Source organism: Candidatus Pelagibacter sp. PS_10_02 (assembly GCF_059418005.1).
In genome coordinates this window covers 667658-692726 of sequence record NZ_CM182076.1, presented here as the reverse complement: position 1 = coordinate 692726, position 25069 = coordinate 667658, and the positions used below count along the sequence as shown (strand labels likewise).

The following is a 25069-nucleotide window of genomic DNA, read 5'->3' as shown; positions in this document are numbered from 1 at the left end:
TTTTTTTATCTTTCATAAAATTAAGCCGGGCAGTTGAACCATATTGTGCGCCCTGCATTTGCTTAAGCACTAAAAAGGAGAAAAGAGGCCTATGAATATAACCTCTGATTATTTTGTGACCTTTTTTCTCCAAAACAAGAGGAAAAAAAATGAGCACAAATAAATTAAAAGAAAGATTAGATAAAGGACCTGTTATATGCGCAGAAGGTTTTTTATTTGAGATAGAAAGACGTGGCTATATGTCATCAGGGGAATTTGTTCCAATGGTGTCATTAGATCATCCTGAAGTTTTAGAAAATTTACATAGAGAATTTCAACACGCAGGATCTGATGTAGTTGAGGCCTTTACTTATAATGGACACAGAGAAAAAATGCGTGTTATTGGTAAGGAAGAACTTCTCGAACCACTAAATCGTTCAGCATTAAAAATTGCTAAAAAAGTAGCACTAGATACTCCTAAAGGATCAAAACCAAATTTGATGGCAGGTAATATTTCAAATTCAAATATCTGGAAACATAATGATCCACAATCTCAAAAAGAAGTTGAAGGAATGTTTACAGAGATGATTGGTTGGGCCGTTGAAGAAGGTGCTGATATGTTAATTGGTGAAACTTTTTATTATGCTGAAGAAGCTTTTAAAGCTTTAGAGATAATGAAAAAAACAGGTTTACCAACTGTATTAACCATATCCCCAATGGGTGAAAATAAAATGAGAGATGGAAAATCAGTTGTTGATACCTGTAAAGAGCTAGAGCAATTAGGGGCCGATGTTGTTGGTTTAAATTGTTTTAGAGGACCTGCTACTATGTTTCCTTTTTTAAAAGAAATTAGAAAAGCAGTTAAATGTCATGTTGGAGCTTTACCTATTCCTTATAGAACCACTGAAGATTACCCAACATTTTTTAATCTACCAGATAGAAGCGATTGTCAGTGTCCATCACCTCATGGAAGAACGTTTCCAACAGCATTGGACCCACACTTTTGTAATAGATATGAAATAGGTAAATTTGCAAAAGACGCTTATGCCCTAGGCATTAATTACCTTGGAGTATGTTGTGGAGCAAACCCAATGTTGATTAGGGAAGTTGCTGAGTCAATTGGTTTAACTGTTCCAGCAAGTAAATATCGAGAGAACATGGAAAATCATTTTATGTATGGAAAAAATAAAAGAATTCCAAAACATATGACTGAATATGGAGACAAAGCGTAAATAAATTAAGAAGGGCATTTAACTAAATTGTGCGCCTGACATATGTCGAAGCACTAAAACAGGAGAAAACAAATGAGTAACAATCTAAAAGAAACAATAAGTAATCTTCAGAAGGATTTTACAGCCAACCCCAAAAATGCTTTGGTCCAATATGAAAGCAACTCAATTCTTAAAGAAGGACTTCAATCTGTAGTCACTCTTAGAGAGCATAAATTAGTTGTTGATGAACCCAAAAGTTTTGGTGGAAAAGATGAGGGACCCAGCCCAGTAGAGTTAATATTAGCAGCGTTAGCAACGTGTCAGGAGATAACCTATAAAGCATTTGCTACAGCAGCGGGTATTAATATTGAGAGTGTTAGTGTTAAATTAAAAGGTGAATTAGATCTTCAGGGTTTTTTAGCTTTAAATAAAAACACTAGACCTGGCTTTCAATCCATCTCTGGTACTGTTGATATTAAATCTTCATCACCTAAAGCAGAAATAGATAAATTGATTGATACGGTAAATACACATTGCCCGGTATTAGATATTTTATCAAAAGGAGTTCCTATTAAATTGTTTCAAAAGGTTTCTTCAAGTTCTAATAATAAAGAGCACATAGAGCAAAGAGCAAGTGCTGCTTAACTAATCTAATTTAAGCCCTATGAAAATAGGGCTTAAGTCTTTTAAGTTCATTTCAAATCCTAAAAAATTAGAAGTTTGACTAGAATTAAGTATTAATTGCGTGCTAGGGTCTTGTTAATGAAAAATATTTATCATTCCGATATTTATCAATTTAACACCCCAGTTAATAGTTACTGGGAAGATCATTCAAGCGAAAATTTAAATCTAGAAAAACTTAATAAAGATATTAGTTCAGAAATTGTTGTAATAGGAGGAGGGTATACTGGTTTATCCTGTGCAATTAATTTAATAGAAAATCATAATTTAGAGGTCATTTTAGTTGAAGCTGGAAAAATAGGTTGGGGGGCTTCATCTCGTAATGCAGGTTTTTGTTGTCTGCCACCAAGTAAGATGTCTTTTAAAAAGATGCAAGCTATTTACGGCAATGATGAAACTAAAAAGTTCTTTAAAAACTCTGTTGAAGGCTCAAATTATACAAAAGATATTATACAAGAATATAATATTGATTGTGATGTAACGGGGGATAGTAATTACGTAGTCGCCCATCACCCAAGTAAGTTTAAAGATATTAAAGAACAAGCCAAAGCTTACAAAGAAGAGTTTGGTATTGAAACTGAAATTTATTCAAAAGAAGACTTTGATAAAATTGGCCATGGGGGTACAGAGCAATTTGGAGCTTTTTCTTATAAACCTGGTTTTGCAATCAATCCTCTTAAGTTTGTTAATGGCATTGCAAAATATGCTTTATCTAAACAATTAAAAATCTTCGAGCACACTAAAGTTGATAAAATTGATAAAGATAAGGGCACTTATATTTTAAGGACTAAAGAAGGATCTATTCGTTCAAAAAAAATAGTTGTTGCAACAAATGGGTTCTACCAAGAAGGTTTAATCCCAGAGATGAATTCAAGAATTTTACCAGTAATTTCAAATATTATTGTCACCCAACCCTTAACCGAGCAAGAAATTGACCAACATAATTTTAAAACATTTTCTCCAATAGCTAATACTAAAAATCTTTTATATTATTATCGAAAGTTACCTGACAATCGAATTTTATTTGGTACCAGAGGAGATTTAAGTGGCAGTGATCAATCTAATTTAGATATGTCTAAGAAAATGGAAAAGTTTTTAAAAGATATTTTTCCTAAATGGAAAGACATTAATATTGATTATAATTGGCGGGGATTAATTGCTTTATCTCAAAAATTAACTCCCTCCATTGGTAAAATTGATAATGAAGAGATTTATTATGGATTTGGTTATAATGGGGTTGGAGTGAGTGCTGCTCCTTGGACTGGAAAACAATTGTCTAAGTTAGTATTATCAAACAGTAAAGAGTTAGATATTTCAAAAATTTATAAAGGATTACCTAAGAAATTTATCTTTCCTAAGTTAAGAACATTTTATTTTAGATTAGCGGTGTGGTTTTATATAATTAAAGACAGATTTAATATTAACTAATTCCATTACCTAGACACCTGATTAGAGGTTTCGCAATATTGAGTTATGAAACTCACTATGAGTGAAGCTGATAAAAAAAATAGCATTTTATATTTATAAATTTATTTTAAATAATATTTGTTAAAGGTAGCTTTTGTTGCTACCTCAAGTTGATTTATTAATCATCACAAACTAAACGATAAGTTTTTATTAAACTTATTTCCGTGAAATTTTTCTTAAATTGCATCATTTGGTAAATTAATTTAAAATATTATTTGTAATCTTAATAAAATTCAAAAAAAAATGAAACAAACTGCAATTATGTCATATTGGTTAAGTGCTACAACCAAGTGCACATCTATGGGCATGGGAAATCAAAAAGGTTGGTTTTCAAATTTAAACCATGCCCCACCCAAAATACAAGTTAAGAAAATATGAAACGACTAAAAAATTTTTTAACTTGGTTATTTATCTATCTCCTTAGTATTGGAAATCCATACACCTATTCATTTGCCGATATTGCAGCAACAACACTTCCAACTGGTGGAAATGTAATTAGTGGAAACGTAACAATTTCAATACCAGAAGTTGGAAAGATGGATGTAAATCAAACATCTAATCAAGGAATAGTGAATTGGGATACTTTTAATGTAGGTTCAAGTGCATCAGTACATTTTAATCAACCAACCTCAAGATCAAGTATTTTAAATAATGTATTAAGTGGTCAATCAATCATCAATGGATCTATTTTTTCCAATGGTCGTCTAATTTTAGTAAACCCAACTGGAATTTTAACAGGACCTACGTCTGCAATTAGATCTGAGGGCGCAATTTTATCAACTTTAAATTTAACTAAACAAAATTATTTAAATAGTACTTATAACTTTTCAACTAACAATAATTCAACTTTAATAAACGAAGGTAACATAGAGGGTGAGTATGTTGCTTTGCTTTCTCCAATAATTACTAATAAAGGAACTATTAATACAAATGTTGCAACAAGCCTTGCTGCTGGAGATAATCTAAAATTAAGTATAAGTGATAGCAATCTTTTAACGGTATCAGTCAATCCTTCAAAAATAAAATCTTCAATTAATAACGAAGGAAATATTAAATCTCAAAATGGAATTGTGACTTTAAAAACAGATATTGCTCAATCTGTCGTTGATCAAGTAATTAAAATTGAAAATGCTAAATCAGATGGTTTAATATCAGAGAATGGAATTGTTAAATTAGTTACTAATACTGGAGCAATTACAGCCAAAGATATTAAAATTGATGCAGGTTCAAATGGTGCTTCAACAATTTCAGGTACATTAAATTCTAACTCTGACACTTCAAATGGTGGCTCAGTAGAAGTTACTGCTAAAGAAATTGATATCAATACTGCAACAATATCAGCTGATGGTAAAACAGGGGGAGGAAAAGTTTTAATTGGTGGAGATTGGCAAGGTTCAGGTGATTTACTTCAAGCAACATATCTAAATATTGATTCAAATTCTAAAATCACAGCAAACGCCTTAACAAGTGGATCAGGCGGAACAATTGTAGCATGGTCAGATATAAAAAATTCAAATTCACTCACAACAGTAAGCGGAACATTGGAAGCTAAAGGTATCGATGGCAGTGGGGGCCAAATAGAAACTTCAGGTGCTGATTTAAATATTAATGGAATTAGAGTTAACACCAGTTCTGTTAGTGGAAGTTATGGAAATTGGTTGGTTGACCCAACTAATTTAACAATTGATGCATCTGCAGCCTCAACTTATGCCACCAACTTATCAAGTACGGATGTAACGTTAACAGCAGATAACACAATCACTTTAAATAATAATATTTCTTACTCAGGATCTAGAAATTCTACTCTAACATTTGATGCCACAACCACGGTTTTGAATGCAAATATTACATCTTCTAATGGAACTTTATCTATTGATATAAATACAATTTTAGAAATTGGAGCAACCAATACGACATTTACCACAAACGGAGGTAATGTAGATATTAGTGGTGTTATTCGAGCTGTTACTGGAGAAAATAGTAATAATTTTACAATTAATGCTGGCACGGGAAATGTCACTTTTTCATCTAATGTAGTTAAACAAGTAGGTGATTATTCTGCAGGATTTGCTCAAGGTAATTTTACATCAATAAGTGATTTAGATTTTAGTGGTACTTTCTTGAACGCGATTAACATAGCTGGAACAGCAACCACTATAGGTGATGTGACATTTCAAGATGGTCGCGCATCTAATAATACCTCAAATGCAAATGAGTCATTCCAACATGAAATCCAAAATTGGAATTCAAGAAATTATGGCAACACAGGTTTGAATAACATAATGAAGGGTATTAGATGGTCTGGTGGAACGGGACATTCTCCTTATGTCCAATTTACAAATGCTACAGCTGGCCAAAAATATAAGATTCAAGCTTTATTTAAAGAACAAAATTATAATAGATATTTTGATGTCTATGTAGATGGAACAAAAATTGTAGATGATTTTAGACCTTTAGATGCTGGAAGCACCAGTGTTAATCGAGGAAGATATTTGACCTATCAATTTGAGGCAGCGTCAACAAATGTAATGTTTAGATTATCAGGAAGAACTGCTGAAAATAGTGGAGGGAGATTACATGGCAATGACGTTAATCCAATTTTGAATGCGATATCAATTGAAGCAGTAGATGCAGGTGCCGCAATAAACAATTTATCTATAACTGCAAATCAGTTTAGCGCTCAAGCTATAGAAGTTGGAGGAGATCTGACAGTAACAAACTCTGGTGGCTCAACTATTTCAGGAGTGATTAGTGGAGATACTGCTTTAGTTAAAGCTGGAACTTCAAGTTTAACCACATCAGCAAATAATACCTATACAGGAGGCACAACAGTTAGCGCGGGTACATTATTTGGTGGCGCCGCAAGTAGGTCGAATGATGTTTTTGGAACAGGATCAATCTCAGTTGCAAGTGGTGCAACGCTTTGGATTGATCGAAGTGATGATGGTGCTTTAACTAATGCACTAACTTTAAATGGCGGAACACTTCGTGGAACAAATGGTTTTGGTCAGTATTGGGATGGAAATATTACTTTAGGAGCACACTCAACTATCAAAGCTGATAATAATTTAATTATTGATGGAGTAATTAGTGGAAGCAGTAAAAATTTAACTAAAACTGGAAATGGTAATTTACTTTTAAGAGGAAATAATACTTACACAGGCAGCACTACTATTTCGGCAGGAACACTTACATTAAGTGGCTCAGGAAATTTAGGTGCTGGTTCATATGCTGGAGCAATTGCAAATAGTGGAACATTTAAATTTGATACAAGTGCAAATTTAATTTCAACTGGTGTAATTTCAGGTTCTGGAGCAGTAAACGTATCAGGCGCAGGAATTTTTGAACCAACTGCTACGAACACTTATACAGGAGGAACAATTATTGATGGAGGTAAAATTGCAGCTAAGACAGATAGAAACTTTGGTGCCAACCCTTCATCGGATGACCCGGATAACATTCTATTAAGGAACACTGGAACTATTTATTTTGGATCAGTTAATTCAAGCAACTCTCTAGCCCATGTTAACTTTGGATATAATAATAATAGAGGGATTTATTTAGAGTCAGGACAACATAATTTTATTGATGGTAGCGGAGGCAATGGAAGAAATAAAATTTATTCTGTTATCAGTGGAGTAGGTGGCGTTACTTATGGAAAAACTGGTAACAAAACAATGACAATCTATTCAGCTAATACTTATACGGGAGATACAAGATTTAATTACACAACAGGCTCAAATAATGGAGTTCATATTGCAAATGCTGATGCATGGAAATATTCAACTGTTTATCTTAACAGTACAAGAACAGATGTTAGAAAAGGTTGGTCAGTAGTTTCTGGAGGTTCAATTAATTTTGGTGGTCTTGCAGGTGATGCTACAAATTGGAGATGGCAAAATAAAAAAGTAACATTTGGTTTTAATAATCAAGATACCACTTTTTCTGGATCTATTTCTCAATACAATAACAGTGGATATGATTTAGTAAAAGTTGGAACTGGAACAACAACTTTTTCAAACACAAACACTAATGCTAACCAAGATGAAAATAATGGAATTGATATTCAAGCAGGTAAAGTTAAATTAGCAGGAAATTGGGGAAGAAGTAACGACTCTAATGGGAATTTTAAAATTGCAACTGGCGCAACTTTAGAAATTGACTCATCTATAAGTAATACATTTGATGGAGTGTTATCAGGGACTGGTACATTAATTCTTGGTGGAACTGGTACACAAGATTTTGCGGGAAATAATACATTTACAGGTACAATTAATATTGCTGATGGTGGAATAAAAGCTTCTCACGTAAATGCTTTAGGGGCAACTCCAGTAATAATTTCCTCTGGTGGTAGAATTTCAACGGCTTCAAGCATTACTTTATCTTCATTAACTGTTACAGGTAATGTTCAATTAGATTCCGGCATTACAACGACTGGCGCACAGATTTATAACAACAATGTTGTGGTAAAAGCGGGTTCAAGAGCAACTGCAGCTGAAATTTCAACTACAAATTCAAATATTAGCTTTAAAGGAACTTTAAAAGGAGAAGGTAATGCTAAAGCTAGATCTCTTAACATTGATGCAGGTACAGGAAATGTTTTATTTGGAGATAGAGTTGGTTACGCTTTTAATGATGAAGTTGTAAACATTAATAATACAGCAGATAGTTTTTATAAATTAGAGGTAGATGCTAATGAAATTACCATCAAAGGCGATGTAATGACTTACGAAGAGCAAATTTATAATGGTGATGTATTAATTGGAAGTACAGCAACGAATGGCACCACTAGAACATTTTTATCAATGGATCCTAAAGTTGAATTCAATGGCACAGTAAATGATACCGTTAAAGGAAAACATACTTTAATTGCTAAAGCCATTGAAATTGATCGAGGTGCAAATTCTATACCTGTGGTAAATTTTAATTCAACAGTTGGAAGAAGCACTGCACTTGCTGGCTATAATGGTCTTACTGGTTATCAAGTGATTAACAGAAATTATGGAACCATTAATAACTCTGTTCCAGTTGGAACTAAAAAAGGATTAGGACAAACTATGGGTCCTGTTACAAGTTCAAATGATAGAGCAAAAAAAGCTGAGAAAGGAGCAAATCAAATTACAAAAATATTAAGAAATTCTTTTTTAGATACTTTTAAAAATATTTCATTTTCAGGAAATACATCAATAGGTTTTAAAAAATCGGTTGAAATTGTTTATGGAGATAGTTCTGATTTTGGAAAAGATATAAATCCTAAGCCAAGAAATAATACTCAAGGATTTTTTAACAATTTCGAAGGCGCAAGAAATAATTTAGCTACGATAAAATCAAACACATCTAGTAAAAATGATTTTTCAAATGATAATTTTAATAAAGCACCAAGGGACATTAAAGAATTATTTTTAAAAGGACCTGGTGGAAAAATAAAAGCTAGTTTTTTAAATCCAAATACAAGCAAAGAAAATCCTGATTTAGGAGCATGTGAAGTGGATCAAACTTTAAGCTGTTAAACAGATTATGTTTAATTTTTCTTTAAAAGTTTTATTTTTAATTTTAGTTACAGGCTCTTTACATGCTGAAACTATTCCAACAGTAGATGATCTTAATAAAGAACTTCCACAATTACCTCAACAACAAGAGGAACAAACTTTAATTGAGCCCAAAACTAATATTGAGCAAGATAATCAAGATCAGCTTTTAAAAATTTTAGTTACAGATATTTTATTTGATGGAAATATTAAATATTCAAGTGATGAATTAAAAAAAAGTATAGAAAATTTTATTTCTCAAGAACTTAACTATGATGATTTACTTAATGTAACCAACATTATATCAAATTATTATAGAACAAGAGGTTTTCTAGCTACAGCCTATTTACCAGAACAAAACATTAATGAAGGAATAATAATTATTAAGATTGTAGAGGGTAAATTAGGTAAAATTATAATTGACACAGGGTCATCTGAAATAAATCTATCAAAAAAAAGAATTAAAAGATTTATTAATAACAAATTAGAAAAAGAATCTGTTTTAAATATAAGCCAGTTAGATAAAAATATTAGACAAATTAATAGCTTATATGGAATAAATGCTGTGGCTGAACTTCAAGAAGGAGAAAACTTTGGTGAAACAGATATTAAAATTCAAATATTTAATACACCAATGTTTTCAGGATCTACAATCACAAATAATCATGGATCCAGATCTTCAGGAACTGGAAGATTATCAAACTCAATTAATATAGATGGTCTTTTTAATCTTGGAGAACGATTTATTTTTTCTAGCACAATGACGGGAGATGTCTTGAATGAAGACCAGTATGAAAAATCTAATTACTATGCCTTAAGTGCAATTTTTCCATTGGGTCATAATGGTCTCCAGGCAACATTTAGAACATCAAAAATGGAATATAAATTGTCTGATCCATTTGATTCAACCATGCCATCTGGTTATTCAACTGAATATAATGTTACTTTAAGTAAAAAATTAATTGAAACTTTAAGATTTAATCTAAATTCCTCTTTATCACTTTCAAGAAACGACTATGTCAATAATCTCAATACTGGAAATAATAGTGATAAAGACACCACAAAAGCTCTGCTAAATGTGGGGTTTGATAAAACAGACAATGCATTTGGTGGGGGTGTAAATTTTGGTTCCATATCTTTTTCTTTGGGAGATGTTGATTTAACAGATAATCAAACAAATTTTGAAACAGATCAAACCACCACTGATACCAATGGAAGAAATTTAAAGAGTAATTTGATTTTAAATAGATTGCAAAATTTAAATCAAAAAACAAATTTATTAATTAAATTTAATGGTCAATATTCAGCAGATAATCTTGATGGGTCTGATCAATTTTCACTTGGTGGAGTTAATGGTGTTAGAGCATATCCATCCAGTGAGGCATCTGGTGATTTAGGCTTTATTACAAACTTAGAGCTTAAGAGAAATTTTGATAAATTTGAAGGTACACTTTTTTATGATTATGGAAAAATAAAACTTCACAAACATCTTTATGAAAATTGGAATTCAACAAATCCAAAACTAAAAAATAATTATATCTTAAGAGGATGGGGTTTTGCTTTAGATGCTACAATATTTAAAGATATTAATTTTAATGCTACCTATGCTTTTACAATTGGTAATAACCCAGGCTCAGATACAGAAACTAAAGATGTAGATGGACTTACAAAAGGAAATCGTGCATATTTTAGTTTAACAAAAAATTATTAATGAAAATTATACATCTTTTTATTTTTGTACTTGTTTCAACTTTAGTAGTAGCTGAAGAATTACCACCAAAAGTAATCACCCAACAATATGAAAATTGGACATATCAATGTATAGAAAGTACTGATAAAAAAAATTGTGAAGTTTCACAATCTGTAAGAATTCAAAATTCTAATATTAATTTTTCAATTATTTATTCAAAATTTACTAATTCAAAAAACCAACTGAATAAAATAATTACAATAATTTCGCCTCTAGGAATAGATTTGCAAAGTAATTTACAATTAAAATTTGATGATAACGAAATCATAGAATTAAAATGGGCAAATTGTGAGAGTTTTGGATGTTTAGTTTTATTAACAACAGATACCGAAATAAAAGATGAGCAGGCTCAATATGATAAGGTTTATGAAAGTTTAATAAAAAGTCAAAAACTATTAATGTCGGTTAAAAGTTTTTCTAATAAACAAGTAATTAATATCGACACAAACCTTGCTGGTTTTTCCAAAGCTTCGAAACAACTAGATCTGGTTAAACTTATTAATTAAAGACAGATTTAATATTTAAGAAAATATATGATAAAAGTTAATTTATGAATGTATTTATAATTTTATCAGTATTGGTAATTGTTGTTGGGGTTATTTTACTAGTTGCATCACCTGCTGCGTTATTTACTTTGAACTGGAAAGAAAAGTCAGGAAAAGACAAATTTCTGATGTTCTTATTTTATGGTATTTTGGTTTATATAATAAATATCATTTTTTGGATTATAAAATAAAGATTAAACGAAAGGATAAATAATGAACACAAACAGTCACAAAGATTATAAGAATATTCAAAAATTTAGTAGAGATAATTGGTTTAGAATAACTATTATCTGTTTTTTGGTTTATTTTAGCTATCAGATAAATGAAATTAAAAATGACACTAAATACATAGGGTCAGATGACAGTGTAACGATAAGATATTTTTCAAGAGATGCCATGAATGATTTAAGAAAAATTAGAGATGGAAATTAGATAAATGAAATTAGACACACCAAAAGCAATAATCATTGGTTCAATAATTATAGTCGCAGGGTTTTTCTTTAACAGTGCTTATGAAAGACAACTTTCATTTAATAAGTGTGTTAGGATGACGTTTGAAAACCCAAGAGGAGGCGCAAAGTATTCGGAGAAATGGTGGATAGAAAAAGCGTGTGAGTGGAATGTTTATGTAATGAAAGGAAATTGGGATGAGTTTATTCCAAGCTTTAAAAATAAATAGATGGGATTATTTGATTTTTTCAAAACTAAAAAAACTAAAAGTAGTAATAGTGAATTAGTAGAAGAAACTTATGACAAAGTAATGACTATTCTACAAGTTCAATCTTCAATGATTACCGGTAATCTAGCACCCAAAGATTCACTACCCAAACATGAATGGATACTAGGTTATATTTTTGGACATACAGATAGCTTTTTGCAAGTCGGAAAATTAAAAGATGATGATGATGCTTGGAAATTAATATCATTAACAGTATTTAGAGCGTACTTTGGTAAAGAAGAGGGTGATGAAATTTTTGAAAGCATTCCAGATTTGTTAGAAAAAAAATTATTTATAGAAGGTCGAAAAGTCGGGGGGCAGGAGTTGCATGATTTTCTTAAAAAAGGAGAAAAGTTTGCACCCATGGGAATGGTTTCGTACCTTCATAAAAAATATAAAAAAAACAAATAAGATTAGAATGAGTATTTTTGATTTCTTAAAAGATTGTTCTTTTAAAAGTGGTACTAATATCACTTTACAATGCCTTCAATTTATTGCTTTTATAAAAGAAAAAGAATTGGGTAACGAAATTAATAATCCAGAAATTGTATCCAAAATTGAACCATTAAAAACAAAGTTAGAAGATATACTTGATAGTAATAAAGGACATCCTAATGGAAAACCATTTAAGATAGAATATATCAATCAAGTTTCAGATTTAAATCTTATGTGTAGAGAGGTTTATGATTTATATTTTAAATCATCAACTAAACTTAACTTTGATAAAATGTTTAAAATATAATGAAAAAAAATAATTATTCTAAAAGAGATTACACTAAAAAAATTTATTCAACTGGTGATAAAAAAGATTTAAGAAAGTCTTTTCCTAATCATGTAATGATTGTCTGGGCATTAATTTATTTTATAATTGGAACAGGGTTGATTTGGTATGCGTTTACCTTGATAGATAATACTTTGATTTATTATTTATTATTTATTGCTGGATTGTGGTCTTTAAGGATGTCTTATGTGCATTTAAGTTATCTTTGGGGAGGAAAGATTTGGGGTGCTAATAAATAATGAATCCTCTAACTTTTGAATTAACAATTACTTACATATTATTTTGGTATTTCTTATTCTACATAACAAAATGGATGAAAGATTTCAGGGGTGCCAGTCAAAACTTTTATCTATTTTTGACTTATTATTCAACAATAGGAAGTGTCTTTGGTTTAGTAATGTTAGTTTCTTTTGGAATTAATACAGAGCTAATGAATGCTTTAAAATTAATGGGAATGTCTGTCATCGCCAATATGGTTTTAGTTTTTATTGAAAGTATAATTACATTAAAAATATTAAGAATAGATAATTCGGTTGAAAAAATAGGCATGGTTAGTTTTTTTGTAGTTCCTTTCTTAGGTTACAGGTTGTTAGATTTATTGAAAATAATTTAAATGTCTTAATATTTATTGAAACATTACACTTAAGTAAATACTCTCAATCTTCATATAAAAAAAATTTTTTATTATAATTAAAGATAGAAGTTGCCACTAAAAATAGAGACGGTACATGAAGTTAACAGAGACAACTGTTAGAACAATTACTAGTAAGTAAAGAGAGATATAGTCTTTTGGAGTTAACATGGCTTATGAATACTAGACTTACTAAGAACTTGCTAGTTTCTTTTTAGGATCATAGAAAGGTTTTTCAACGATGGTTGCTTTAATGATTTTGTCATTCATTTTAACATCAAGTATCGTTCCAATCTCTGAACTGTTAATTGAAACCATTGCAAGGGCAATATTTTGTTTTAGTCTTGGGGAATAAACTGCAGATGTAATTTTACCAATAACTTCATTGTCTTTTAAGATTTCCCAAAAGGTAGTGTTAGGTCCAGTTAAAGGCTCACAATTTAAAATAACTCCAACTTGTTTTCTCTTAATGCCATCCTTGTTTATTTTTTTTAAAGCATCTTTTCCAATAAAATTTATATCAGTATCAAGGTTAACTAATCTTCCTAAATTTAGTTCATAAGGGTTGGTGCTTATATCAGCATCAGCATGGTAGGATAACATTCCACCTTCAATACGTCTTATCGATGATGTATGACCTGGTTTTAAACCATAAGATTTACCAGCTGCCATTATTTTTTCCCAAAGTTGGTCCCCCATAGATCCATCTCTTAAATATAACTCATAACCAAGTTCACTTGACCAACCGGTACGGGACACAATTAAAGGAATGCCGTCTAAATCTAATTCACGTAACCAATAATATTTAAGATCATTAATACTTTCACCAAATAAAGCCTCCATAATTTTTCCAGAGTTTGGTCCTTGTAATTGAAGAGGGGAAACGTCGGGCTCAATAATTTTAACATTAAGACCTGAATTGATTGCAACGCCTTGTGCCCATAATAAAATATCACTATCAGCAAGTGATAACCAATAATGGTTTTCTTTTAATCTTAATAAAACTGGATCATTTAAAATTCCACCTTCATTGTTTACAATTAAAACATATTTGCATTGTCCAACTGCAAGCTTTGATAAATCCCGAGGTGTTAACAGTTGAATAAATTTTGTAGCATCGGGTCCTGTAATTTCAACCTGTCGCTCCACTGCAACATCACATAAAATCCCTTCATTGACTAAATTCCAAAAGTTTTGTTCAGGAGAACCAAAGTCACGAGGAATATACATGTGATTGTAAACTGAAAAGCCAGTTGCACCCCATTTAACAGTTGAATTAAAGTAAGGGGATTTTCTAATCTGTGTTCCAAAACCGAAGTTTTTTTTATCTTCCATTTTCAAAACCTATTAATTATTTGATTATTTTAAAAGCTTTAATTATTATTTTTCACAATCTTCTGTCGCAAATGCTGTTTGCTCCATAATCTCTTCAGGCTCTTTGCTGAAAACTTCATCCATCTCTTCATCACTAAATTTTGCACTTAATTTATCAACGGTGCACTGACAGTATATTTTAGCACCATCCGGGCCAATATATGCTTTAGAGTTAGAGTAACAACCAATGTATAATTCCTTCTCATATTCAGGGCTTAAAGCGTGACTTTTAGAGGTAAAAAGAAGAACAAAGATTAATAAATATTTATATTTTTTGATCATATTCACCAACTTTGCCAGTTTTTTGTAAAAGATCATCAATAAAATCAAAGATCTTTTTCTTTCTCTCATTCGATGTTGGGCTTTCAGTTACAATCACAAGAGATGGTTTATTAGATGAGGCTCTAATTAAACCCCATGAACCATCTTTAAAAGAAAATCTGATACCATTAACCGTTAGTACTTCACTAATTTCCTGGTCATCAATTTTAGTTTTATTATTTTTAATAGTGTTTACTTGTTTAACTAAATCTTCAACCACTTGATATTTCTCTTCATCTTTACAATGTGGTGCCATCGTTGGGGTTTGAAAAGTATTAGGCAGTTCTTTTATAATTTCATTCATAGATTTATTTTGGTTATCTAATAAATGGCACACATGAATTGCAGAATTTATTCCATCATCATAACCAAAACCTAATGGTTGATTAAAGAAAAAGTGACCACTTTTCTCAAATCCAGCTAAAGCTTTTTCAGTATTAACTTTTCTTTTAATGTGTGAGTGACCTGTCTTCCAATAAATGGTTTCACAGTTATTATCACTTAAAACCTTATCAGTTGCGTACAATCCAGTTGATTTAACATCGACAATAAATTTAGAATTTTTATGAGTTTTAGATAAGTTTCTTGCAATCAATAATCCAATTTTATCTGAAAAGATTTCATCTCCAATGTTGTCTATCACACCAACTCTGTCACCATCACCATCGAAACCAAATCCAATATCTGCATTATTATCTTTTACTGCTTTTGCAATTGCATGTAACATTTCTAAATCTTCTGGATTTGGATTATATTTTGGAAAAGTCCAATCCAAATTACAATCAAGTTCAATTACCTCACAACCAATTCCTCTTAAAATTTCAGGGGCAAATATTCCAGCTGTACCATTTCCACAAGCAACAACGGCTTTAATTTTTTTTGTTATTTTATTTTTAGTTATTAAATCATCTTTATAAATTTGTTGAAAACCTTCTATTTGTTTTTCAACTCCTTCACCTTTTATAAAATTTTCATTTAAAGTTATTTCTTTTAATTCTTTCATCTCTTCTGGTGCATGAGTTAATCCTTTTTTGATACCCATTTTAACTCCAGTCCAACCATTTTCATTGTGACTAGCGGTTACCATTGCAACAGCATCAGCATCTAAATTAAATTGTGCAAAATAAACAGTAGGGGATAGGGATAAACCGATGTCTTCAATATTACATCCTGTTGAAAGTAATCCTTTCTTAAGTGCAGTTTTTATTTCTTCACTGTAAGATCTATAATCATGACCAACAATTATTCTCGGATTCGTTTTTTTAGTATGTTTTATGATTTGTGTGCCTAAACCTTTGCCGAGATTCTCTATTCCAAGGCTATTAATATCTGTTCCATACAACCATCTCGCGTCGTACTCCCTGAAGCCATATGGATCTATTTTTAATTTTGTTGTCATTGCTTATGTTTCTACAATCAATTTTATTTTTTTATTGATATTTTTTTTATATGTTCTATAAATGTTCTGTTGAATAATGATTTATATGGTGTATCAATGGTTCTAGCATACAACATATAGTTGTTTTGTTAAAAATAACTGAAAAACTTAAAAATTTATGAATAAAATACTATCACAGGCACTCAAGAAAGCTGTCTCCGAGTATAGCCCAAATAACAGCGAACTTTCTAAAAACAAAGGACCTGATTTATTCTCACTTAATAATGACACTGAACTTTTTCAAAATGAAAAAGGTATCATTATTAAAATTGATAGAACAAAAGATTCTAAATTAACAGACTTTGGTAAAGCAACTTTAAAAGATCGTTACTTAGGTCACAACGAATCTTTTCAAGATTTATTTGCACGTGTTGCAAGTTCATACGCAGATGACAATTTACATGCACAAAGAATTTATAATTACATTAGTAATTTATGGTTCATGCCAGCAACTCCTGTTTTATCAAACGGTGGAACTAAAAGAGGATTACCCATTTCTTGTTTCTTAAATGAAGCATCAGATAGTTTAAGTGGAATTTTAGATCTATGGAGTGAAAATGTTTGGTTAGCTGCTAAAGGTGGTGGAATTGGAAGTTACTGGGGTAACCTTAGATCCATTGGTGAAAAAATTGGTAAAGTGGGTAAGACTTCAGGAATTATTCCTTTCATTAAAGTAATGGACTCGTTAACGATGGCAATTAGCCAAGGATCATTAAGAAGAGGATCGGCTGCTTGTTATCTACCAATTGATCATCCTGAAATTGAAGAATTTATTGAAATGAGAAGACCTACTGGTGGAGACCCAAATAGAAAAGCATTAAACCTTCATCATGGTATTTTAGTATCAGATGCGTTTATGAGAGCCGTTGAAACAGATGAACAGTGGGCACTAAAAAGTCCTGCTGATGGAACTGTTCAACAAACGATCTCTGCAAGAAATTTATGGATTAGATTATTAACGGCTAGAATGGAAACAGGAGAGCCTTACATCATCTATATCGATACAGTGAACAGACAAATTCCACAACATCATAAGTTAGCAAACCTAACAGTTAAAACTTCTAACTTATGTAGTGAAATAACTTTACCAACAGGCATTGATAAAGATGGCAGAGATAGAACAGCCGTTTGTTGCCTATCTTCTTTAAACTTAGAAAAATATGATGAGTGGAAAGATGATGCGATGATGATCAATGATGTGATGAGATTTTTAGATAATGTTTTAACTGACTTTATCGAAAGAGCGCCAGATCAGTTTGCAGATGCAAAATATTCTGCTGCAAGAGAACGAAGTGTTGGTCTTGGAGTTATGGGTTTCCATTCTTATTTACAAAAGCACAGCATTCCACTTGAGTCTGTCATGAGTAAAGTTTGGAATAAAAAAATATTCAAACACATTCAAGAACATGTTGACCAAGCATCAAAAGATTTAGCAGATGAAAGAGGACCTTGTCCAGATGCTGCTGAATATGGATTTAATGAAAGATTTTCAAATAAAACTGCGATTGCGCCAACTGCATCAATTTCAATTATTTGTGGTGGAGCCTCTCCAGGGGTTGAGCCAGTTGCTGCAAATAGCTATACACATAAAACATTGTCAGGTTCATTTAATGTTAGAAATAGATATTTAGTAGAACTGCTCGAAAAACATGGCAAAAATAATGAAGATGTTTGGTCTGGGATTACAACTAACCAAGGTTCAGTTTCTGACTTAGATTTTTTAACAGATCATGAAAAAGATGTTTTTAAAACTGCTTTTGAATTAGATCAAAAGTGGATCATTGAACTAAGTGGTGACAGAACTCCACACATCTCACAAGCTCAATCTATTAATTTATTTTTAGCAGCAGATGTTCATAAAAAAGAGTTACATAAAATTCATTTTGATGCTTGGAAAAAAGGCCTGAAGAGCCTTTATTACTGTAGATCAAAATCAATTCAGCGTGCAGAAAATGTTAATGATGAAAAATCAACAGATATTCTTGCAAACGTTTACAAACAAAAACCAACAGCGGCGAAAGATCCGGAATACGAGGAGTGTTTATCATGTCAGTAGCAGAAAAAATAAAAGCTGAAATTGTTCAGCCAAAAAATAATAACGGCTTATTAGTAGCCAATCCAGTTTACAAACCATTTAGATATCCATGGTGTTATGATGCTTGGTTAACTCAACAAAGAATTCACTGGTTACCAGAAGAGGTGCCTCTTGGAGATGATGTTAAAGACTGGCAGAAAAATTTATCAGCATCTGAAAAAAATTTATTAACTCAAATTTTTAGATTTTTTACTCAAGCGGATGTTGAAGTAAGCAACTGTTACATTCGTCACTACATGAATGTATTTAAACCAACTGAAGTCTTAATGATGATGTCAGCGTTTGCTTCAATGGAGACAGTTCACATTGCTGCGTACTCTCATTTATTAGATACAATTGGAATGCCTGAGTCAGAATATTCAGCGTTCATGCAGTACAAAGAAATGAAAGATAAATATGATTACATGCAAGGCTTTGATGTTAAATCAAATCATGACATTGCAAAAACAATAGCAGTGTTTAGTGCATTTACTGAAGGCTTACAATTGTTTGCAAGTTTTGCAATTCTTCTTAACTTTCCAAGACACAATAAGATGAAAGGTATGGGCCAAATTGTAACTTGGTCTGTTAGAGATGAAACATTGCACTGTAATTCTATGATTAGACTATTTAAAGAATTTGTTAATGAAAATCCTGGTATCTGGACTGAGAAGCTAACAAGTGAATTATATCATGCTTGTAAAACAATCATTGCGCACGAAGATGCTTTCATTGATTTAGCTTTTGAAATGGGTCCAATGGAAGGTCTAACCGCACAAGAAGTTAAAGACTATATTAGATTTATTGCTAATAGAAGATTAACTCAGTTAGGTTTAGAACCGCTTTACAATGTTCATAAAAACCCACTTACATGGTTAGACACGATGTTAAATGCGGTTGAGCACATGAACTTCTTTGAAGGTCGTGCAACTGAATATTCTAAAGCATCAACTCAAGGAACTTGGACAGAAGCATTTAGTTAATCTTTTGAAATATAAGAAATATTTTAGAAAGACCAGCCTTAAGCAAAAAGGTATTGGAGAGTTATTTCTTAACGAAATAGCCTCCAAGAAACCTAAAAATTTTCTTGAGATCGGTGTATTTCACGGTGTTACTGCAAGAAATGTTTGTGAATTACTTCATAGCATTCATGGTGATGAATTTAATTACATTGGTTTAGATTTGTTTGGTGAAAGTGTTGAAAATGCAAATGAGGTTATTCCAAATACAAAATTTAACAATCCTTTAAAGAGAATTTATTTTAAATATATTTTAAGACAAGACCCGTATTCAATTGAAGCAGTTAAATATCTTTTAAAGAAATTTAATAAAAATATTCACCTTATTAAAGGTAACTCTAATCTACTACTTAAAAAAATAGATATGTCTAAAATTGACTATGTTTTTTTAGATGGAGGACATGCTTATGAAACAGTTAAAATTGATCTACAATATTCAAAGCCTGTTTTGGAGAACAATGGCACAATCCTATGTGATGATTATGATTTAAGTTATGCACCAGGAGTAAAACAAGCAATTGATGAATTTATCAAAGACAATAACTATAAGTCTGATATTATTTATGAGCGATTTGCTAAAATAGAAAAATAATTAAAATTATCGTTGGTTTAGTTCTAAAACTTTTCTATGTTTTTGACCCTTGTAACTTGCAAGAGGTCTAATCAATTTATTAGCCGCATGTTGCTCCATAATATGTGCAGACCAACCCGTAATTCTCGAAATAACAAATATAGGTGTAAAGAAATCTGTATCAAATCCCATTAAGTGGTAAGTAGGTCCCGTTGGGTAATCCACATTGGGGTAAATATTTTTTTCTTTAATCATTACTTTCTCTACAATATCGTAAATTTTTTCAAAAGTTTTGTCTTTTTTAATAATGGCCACTCTTTTAAAATATTCTCTCATTGTCGGAACTCTTGAGTCTCCACTTTTGTAAACTCTATGACCAAATCCCATCACAACATCTTTATTTTTAAGAGCTTTAGTAATCCACATTAAAGCATTTTCTGGTTTTTTAATTTTTTTCATCATGTGCATTACTTCTTCATTGGCACCACCATGAAGAGGTCCTTTTAAACTAGCGATTGCACCGGTGATTGCCCCATGGATATCTGATAAACTACTAGTGATAGTTCTTGCTGTAAAAGTTGATACGTTAAAACTATGCTCAGCGTATAAAATTAAAGATACGTCAAATGCTTTAACAATTTCTTTTTCAGGCACTTTGCCAAAACACATATGAAAAAAGTTTTCAGAAAAAGAAAGATTTTTCTTAGGAGCTATAATTTTTTTTCCTTTTCTAAGTCTATAAAAAGCAGCAAGAGCAGTTGGAGTTTTTGCAAAAATTCTTAAAGCCTTTCTTAAATTTGCTTTAGGAGAGTTGTCTTTACTCTCTTTGTCCTCCAAACCCATTACACTAACAGCCGTTCTTGCAACATCCATTGGATGTGAATTTTTTGGAATTTTTTTTAAAATTTCGATTAAATTTTTAGATAATGCTCTCTCTTTTGTTAAGTCTTTAACAAATTGCTTAAGTTGAGTCTTTTTTGGTAGTTCTTTATTTAATATTAAATAAGCAACTTCTTCAAAGTTACATCTGGCACACAAATCTTGAGCAGCATAACCTCTATAAGTAAGAGAGTTAATTTCTGGCATAACTTTAGAGATTTCAGTTTCATCAACAATTATACCCAGTAAACCTTTTTTTATATCATCGCTCATTATTCATGTCCTTCCGTACTAAAGTTATAAATCTTTTCATCTAACGAGTTATATTTCTCATATTCCACTAATTCGTATAATCGTTTTCTAGTCTGCATTTTATCAATAATATTGTTCTGATGTCCATTTACAAAAATGTCCTTCAAGCCATCTTCAACATTTTTCATAGCTAACCTTTGTGTTGTCACTGGATAAATTACAATATTATAGCCAAAATTTTCTAATTCCTTATAGTTGAATAGTTTTGATTTACCAAACTCAGTCATATTGGCTAGTAAATAACATGATAATTCTTTTCTAACTTTTTCAAAATCTTTTTCATCATAAAGAGCCTCTGGAAATATAATTTCTGCTCCAGCATCAATGTAGGCTTTACATCTATCAATCATTTTATCAATTCCCTCAACCCCTTTAGCATCTGATCTTGCTATAATTTTAAAATTTTCATCTTGTTTTGCAGCAACACACTCTTTAATTTTTTTAACCATTGCTTCAGTTGAAATTAATTCTTTGTTATCCAAGTGGCCACATCTCTTACGTTCCACTTGATCTTCTAAATGAACAGCAGATATTCCAAACTCTTCAAAGGTTTTAATAGTTTCTTCACAAGATTTAAAACCAGTATCGATATCAACAATTGTTGGTAAATTAGTAACTCTTGAAATCAAATATGATCTTGTACTAACATCTTGCAGAGTTGTTAAACCAATATCAGGAAACCCTAGATCATTTGCCATAACTCCACCTGACACATAAACCGCATCATAACCAATTTCTTCAATTAATTTTGCAGTTAAAGGATTGTAAGCACCTGGCACTCTTAAAATTTTATTAGATTTTAATTTGCTGACAAAGTCAGCTCTCTTTTGATTAGGTTCTTTTTCTACAAAATGCACTAAAAAATTCCTTGTTTTGTATTTTTCTTTATTTGATTTTTCTTAACTTGAATGTTCAGTTTATGTAGTTCTCCCGCTTTTAAATTCTTAAGGTTTTGAACTGTCTTTAAAAAACGAGCACTCTCTTTCTTATCTAATATTCCATCTGTTAAAGTTAGAAACTTTTTAATATAATTTTCTCTTTTAAAAGGACGTGCTCCATAAGGGTGCGCATCGGCTCTATCAAGTTGTTCGATAATTTTTTTCCCATTGTTTAAAGTAACCACTACTTTTGCACCAAACGATTTATTCTTTGGATTTGGATCGTGATATTTTTTAGTCCATTTTTTATCTTCATAAGTAGTAATTGATTTCCAAATTTTTATAGTACTCTTTCTACTTGCTCTTTGCTTTGTATAAGATTTAACATGATGCCAATCTGCATCTTCAAGCGCTACTGCAAAAATATACATAATAGAGTGATCTAGCGTTTCTCTACTTGCATTAGGATCCATTTTTTGAGGATCATTAGCGCCAGTTCCTATTACATAATGAGTATGATGACTTGTAAAGATATCAATTTTTTTAATCTGACCTAAGTTTGGAATTTTTTTATTTAATTTTTTAGCAATATCTATCAACGCTTGAGATTGGTATTCTGCAGAATATTCTTTGGTATACGTTTCAAGTATAGCTTTTTTAGGTTCATTCTTTTTAGGTAATGGCACATTATATAAAGCTTTCTTGCCATCTAAAATTCTAGCAATAACACTATCTTCACCTTCATAAACTGGACTCGGTGCACCTTCACCACGCATGGCTCTATCTACTGCTTCAATTGCAAGTTTGCCTGCGTGAGCAGGGGCGTAAGCTTTCCAACTAGAGATTTCTCCTTTTCTAGATTGCCGAGTTGAAATTGTTGTGTGTAGAGCTTGTTGAACAGCTTGATAAATTGTTTCAGTATTTAATTTTAACATCGTACCAAGTCCTGCTGCAACACTAGGCCCTAAATGTGCAATATGATCAATTTTATGTTTATGCAAACATATACCTTTAACTAAATTAACCTGAACTTCATAACCGGTAATAATCCCTCTTAATAAATCTAAACCACTTTTTTTAGTTTGTTGAGCAACACTTAAAATTGGAGGAATGTTGTCTCCTGGGTGACTATAGTCTGCAGCTAAAAAAGTATCATGAAAATCAAGCTCTCTTACAGCAGTACCATTTGACCATGCAGCCCACTCACAATCAAATTTTAATTTTGAATCTATACCAAATAAATTTGCTCCATTTTTTCTTGGATGTTTTAAGGCCATCTCTCTTGAAGAAATTACTGCCTTTCTATTTAAAGAAGCTATAGCAACTGATGCATTATCAATAATTCTATTGATGACCATTTCAACTGCAGCTTTATCTAATTTTACATTGTCAGAGGCAATTTCAGCAATTTTCCACGCTAATTGATTTTTCTTAGGGAGATTAATTTTTGATGGATAAACTTTTACTTTATGTGAAATCATTAGAACTCCTAAATTGTCTGCACATATTAATAGTAAGAAAAAAAATTAAATCAATCTTTTAAGTAAGTAGAAACTATTTTTTCAACACCAATAAAGTCTTTTATTAAATGATTATGATAAATTTCATTAGTATTTTTTTCGGTATAACCATTTTCTAATAAAATAACTGGAATCGAAGCAGCTTTTGCAGCATTTGCATCAGTTTCACTATCACCAAACATAAGAGATTTATTTATTTCTCCACCCACAATTTCGATTATATTTGTGACGTGTCTTGGATCAGGTTTGCAATAATCAAAAGTATCTGATCCAGCTACATATTCAAAGTAATCATAAATTCCAATTTTTCTTAAAAGATCTATTGCTAAGTGTTCTTGTTTGTTTGTGCATACTGCCATTGAAATATTCTGAGATTTGCACCATTTCAAAAATTCTATAACACCATTAATAAGTGTGCTTTCATTGATAATATTTTTTCCATAAAAATTTATAAAATCCTTAACCATTTCAGCTTTAATCTTTTGATCATCAATTTTGCCAAATTCTTTTTTTGCCTGTCCCCATATAGATCTTCCAATCATAGCACCCGCACCTTGACCAACTAGATTTCTAATTTCTTCAGTAGATTTTGTGGGATAACCATATTTTTTCATTACATGGTTATGGGCATTCATTAAGTCTGGTGCTGTATCAACCAGTGTTCCATCAAGATCAAATATAATTGTGTATTTTTGAGTCATTTATAAAGTATTTTTAAGAAATAAATTGTGAATTAAGATACCTATACACTTAATATAAAAGTATTTCCAGATGAAACAAATAAATTCTAATAGCAACCAAGATAAACTTAGAAAATTTTTTATAAAGTCTGGTGTAAGGATGATTGGACCAGAGACAGTTTTTTTTTCCAAAGATACTAAAATTGGAAAAAATGTAACAATTAATCCTTATGTTGTAATTGGACCAAAAGTTAAAATTGGTAACAATGTAATTATAAATTCATTTTCTCACTTAGAAGATTGTAATATAAAAAATAAAGTTGAAGTTGGCCCTTACGCAAGACTTAGACCAGGAACAATTTTAGAAGAAGGATCTAAAATTGGAAATTTTGTAGAAGTTAAGAAAAGTAAAATTGGAAAGAAATCAAAAGTAAATCATTTGTCTTATATTGGTGATAGTGAATTGGGAAAAGGTGTAAATATTGGTGCTGGCACAATTACATGTAATTATGATGGTGTCAAAAAAAGTAAAACAAAAATTAAAGATAATGTTTTTGTTGGCTCAAACTCATCACTAGTTGCACCAGTAACTTTAGAAAAAAGCAGTATTGTTGGGGCGGGTTCTGTAATTACAAAAAATGTAAAAAAAAATTCATTAGCTTTAACAAGAGCATCTCAAACCTCAGTTAAAAATTATAGAAGAAAAAAATAA

General features: G+C 31.1%; 23 protein-coding genes and 2 riboswitches. Of the genes, 16 read left to right on the top strand and 7 right to left on the bottom strand.

What is annotated here, in order from left to right; all coding sequences use genetic code 11:
- Positions 1-18 precede the first annotated feature (18 nt).
- Positions 19-83, top strand: a riboswitch (SAM riboswitch).
- A gap of 66 nt (positions 84-149) precedes the next feature.
- The 12 genes from AC5SL1_RS03840 (at position 150) to AC5SL1_RS03785 (ending at position 13273) form a co-directional block, all read left to right on the top strand.
- The gene (locus tag AC5SL1_RS03840; protein ID WP_494599192.1) at positions 150-1211 is read left to right on the top strand and encodes a homocysteine S-methyltransferase family protein; all 1062 of its coding nucleotides are present in this window, start codon (positions 150-152) and stop codon (positions 1209-1211) included.
- A gap of 3 nt (positions 1212-1214) precedes the next feature.
- Positions 1215-1279, top strand: a riboswitch (SAM riboswitch).
- Between the two features lie 4 nt (positions 1280-1283).
- Positions 1284-1835, top strand: coding sequence for an OsmC family protein (locus AC5SL1_RS03835; RefSeq protein ID WP_494574628.1), 552 nt, complete (start codon positions 1284-1286; stop codon positions 1833-1835).
- A gap of 117 nt (positions 1836-1952) precedes the next feature.
- Positions 1953-3299 carry an NAD(P)/FAD-dependent oxidoreductase gene (locus AC5SL1_RS03830; protein WP_494599191.1) on the top strand — a complete coding sequence of 449 codons (1347 nt, stop codon included), beginning with the start codon at positions 1953-1955 and terminating at the stop codon, positions 3297-3299.
- A 413-nt stretch (positions 3300-3712) separates the two neighbouring features.
- A complete protein-coding gene (locus tag AC5SL1_RS03825) occupies positions 3713-8848 on the top strand; it encodes a beta strand repeat-containing protein (RefSeq protein ID WP_494599190.1) in 5136 nt (1711 codons plus the stop codon).
- Between the two features lie 7 nt (positions 8849-8855).
- Entirely contained in the window at positions 8856-10577 is a 1722-nt protein-coding gene (locus tag AC5SL1_RS03820; RefSeq protein ID WP_494599189.1) for a ShlB/FhaC/HecB family hemolysin secretion/activation protein, read from the top strand.
- The gene (locus tag AC5SL1_RS03815) at positions 10577-11122 is read left to right on the top strand and encodes an invasion associated locus B family protein (protein WP_494599188.1); all 546 of its coding nucleotides are present in this window, start codon (positions 10577-10579) and stop codon (positions 11120-11122) included. The genes AC5SL1_RS03820 and AC5SL1_RS03815 overlap by 1 nt, the downstream gene beginning before the upstream one ends.
- A gap of 252 nt (positions 11123-11374) precedes the next feature.
- Positions 11375-11593 (top strand): hypothetical protein, encoded by a 219-nt coding sequence (locus AC5SL1_RS03810; protein WP_494599187.1) that lies wholly within the window; start codon positions 11375-11377, stop codon positions 11591-11593.
- A gap of 4 nt (positions 11594-11597) precedes the next feature.
- Positions 11598-11840, top strand: coding sequence for a hypothetical protein (locus AC5SL1_RS03805; RefSeq protein WP_494599186.1), 243 nt, complete (start codon positions 11598-11600; stop codon positions 11838-11840).
- Positions 11841-12290, top strand: a complete 450-nt coding sequence (locus tag AC5SL1_RS03800; RefSeq protein WP_494599185.1) for a hypothetical protein — start codon at positions 11841-11843, stop codon at positions 12288-12290. It abuts the gene before it with no gap.
- A 7-nt stretch (positions 12291-12297) separates the two neighbouring features.
- Positions 12298-12621: a hypothetical protein gene (locus AC5SL1_RS03795; RefSeq protein ID WP_494599184.1), complete on the top strand. Its 324-nt coding sequence runs from the start codon at positions 12298-12300 to the stop codon at positions 12619-12621.
- Positions 12621-12899 (top strand): hypothetical protein, encoded by a 279-nt coding sequence (locus AC5SL1_RS03790; protein WP_494599183.1) that lies wholly within the window; start codon positions 12621-12623, stop codon positions 12897-12899. Before AC5SL1_RS03795 ends, AC5SL1_RS03790 begins: the two co-directional genes overlap by 1 nt.
- Positions 12899-13273, top strand: a complete 375-nt coding sequence (locus AC5SL1_RS03785) for a hypothetical protein (protein ID WP_494599182.1) — start codon at positions 12899-12901, stop codon at positions 13271-13273. The genes AC5SL1_RS03790 and AC5SL1_RS03785 overlap by 1 nt, the downstream gene beginning before the upstream one ends.
- 210 nt (positions 13274-13483) lie before the next feature.
- Here AC5SL1_RS03785 and AC5SL1_RS03780 read toward each other — a convergent pair whose 3' ends face one another.
- From AC5SL1_RS03780 to AC5SL1_RS03770, 3 genes are read right to left on the bottom strand one after another with little or no spacing between them, the layout of a single operon-like run.
- The gene (locus AC5SL1_RS03780) at positions 13484-14626 is read right to left on the bottom strand and encodes a glycine cleavage T C-terminal barrel domain-containing protein (protein WP_494599181.1); all 1143 of its coding nucleotides are present in this window, start codon (positions 14624-14626) and stop codon (positions 13484-13486) included.
- Between the two features lie 45 nt (positions 14627-14671).
- Entirely contained in the window at positions 14672-14947 is a 276-nt protein-coding gene (locus AC5SL1_RS03775) for a hypothetical protein (protein ID WP_494599180.1), read from the bottom strand.
- Positions 14931-16385 (bottom strand): phosphomannomutase/phosphoglucomutase, encoded by a 1455-nt coding sequence (locus tag AC5SL1_RS03770; RefSeq protein ID WP_494599179.1) that lies wholly within the window; start codon positions 16383-16385, stop codon positions 14931-14933. The genes AC5SL1_RS03775 and AC5SL1_RS03770 overlap by 17 nt, the downstream gene beginning before the upstream one ends.
- A gap of 157 nt (positions 16386-16542) precedes the next feature.
- Here AC5SL1_RS03770 and AC5SL1_RS03765 point away from each other — a divergent pair, with 157 nt between their 5' ends.
- From AC5SL1_RS03765 to AC5SL1_RS03755, 3 genes are read left to right on the top strand one after another with little or no spacing between them, the layout of a single operon-like run.
- Complete coding sequence (locus AC5SL1_RS03765) at positions 16543-18480, top strand: ribonucleoside-diphosphate reductase subunit alpha (protein WP_494599178.1); 1938 nt, start codon at positions 16543-16545, stop codon at positions 18478-18480.
- On the top strand, positions 18471-19481 hold the full coding sequence (locus AC5SL1_RS03760) for a ribonucleotide-diphosphate reductase subunit beta (RefSeq protein ID WP_494573560.1): 1011 nt from the start codon (positions 18471-18473) through the stop codon (positions 19479-19481). Before AC5SL1_RS03765 ends, AC5SL1_RS03760 begins: the two co-directional genes overlap by 10 nt.
- Before the next feature lie 4 nt (positions 19482-19485).
- On the top strand, positions 19486-20109 hold the full coding sequence (locus AC5SL1_RS03755; RefSeq protein WP_494599177.1) for a class I SAM-dependent methyltransferase: 624 nt from the start codon (positions 19486-19488) through the stop codon (positions 20107-20109).
- A 6-nt stretch (positions 20110-20115) separates the two neighbouring features.
- Here the strand turns inward: AC5SL1_RS03755 and AC5SL1_RS03750 are convergent, their stop codons facing one another.
- From AC5SL1_RS03750 to AC5SL1_RS03735, 4 genes are read right to left on the bottom strand one after another with little or no spacing between them, the layout of a single operon-like run.
- Positions 20116-21240 (bottom strand): bifunctional 2-methylcitrate synthase/citrate synthase, encoded by a 1125-nt coding sequence (locus tag AC5SL1_RS03750; RefSeq protein WP_494579076.1) that lies wholly within the window; start codon positions 21238-21240, stop codon positions 20116-20118.
- Entirely contained in the window at positions 21240-22136 is an 897-nt protein-coding gene (gene prpB / locus AC5SL1_RS03745; protein WP_494573563.1) for a methylisocitrate lyase, read from the bottom strand. Before prpB ends, AC5SL1_RS03750 begins: the two co-directional genes overlap by 1 nt.
- Complete coding sequence (locus AC5SL1_RS03740) at positions 22136-23638, bottom strand: MmgE/PrpD family protein (RefSeq protein ID WP_494579073.1); 1503 nt, start codon at positions 23636-23638, stop codon at positions 22136-22138. The genes prpB and AC5SL1_RS03740 overlap by 1 nt, the downstream gene beginning before the upstream one ends.
- A 50-nt stretch (positions 23639-23688) precedes the next feature.
- Positions 23689-24378 (bottom strand): HAD-IA family hydrolase, encoded by a 690-nt coding sequence (locus AC5SL1_RS03735; protein ID WP_494599176.1) that lies wholly within the window; start codon positions 24376-24378, stop codon positions 23689-23691.
- A gap of 70 nt (positions 24379-24448) precedes the next feature.
- Between AC5SL1_RS03735 and AC5SL1_RS03730 the strand changes: the two genes are divergently transcribed.
- The gene (locus tag AC5SL1_RS03730) at positions 24449-25069 is read left to right on the top strand and encodes a DapH/DapD/GlmU-related protein (RefSeq protein ID WP_494599175.1); all 621 of its coding nucleotides are present in this window, start codon (positions 24449-24451) and stop codon (positions 25067-25069) included.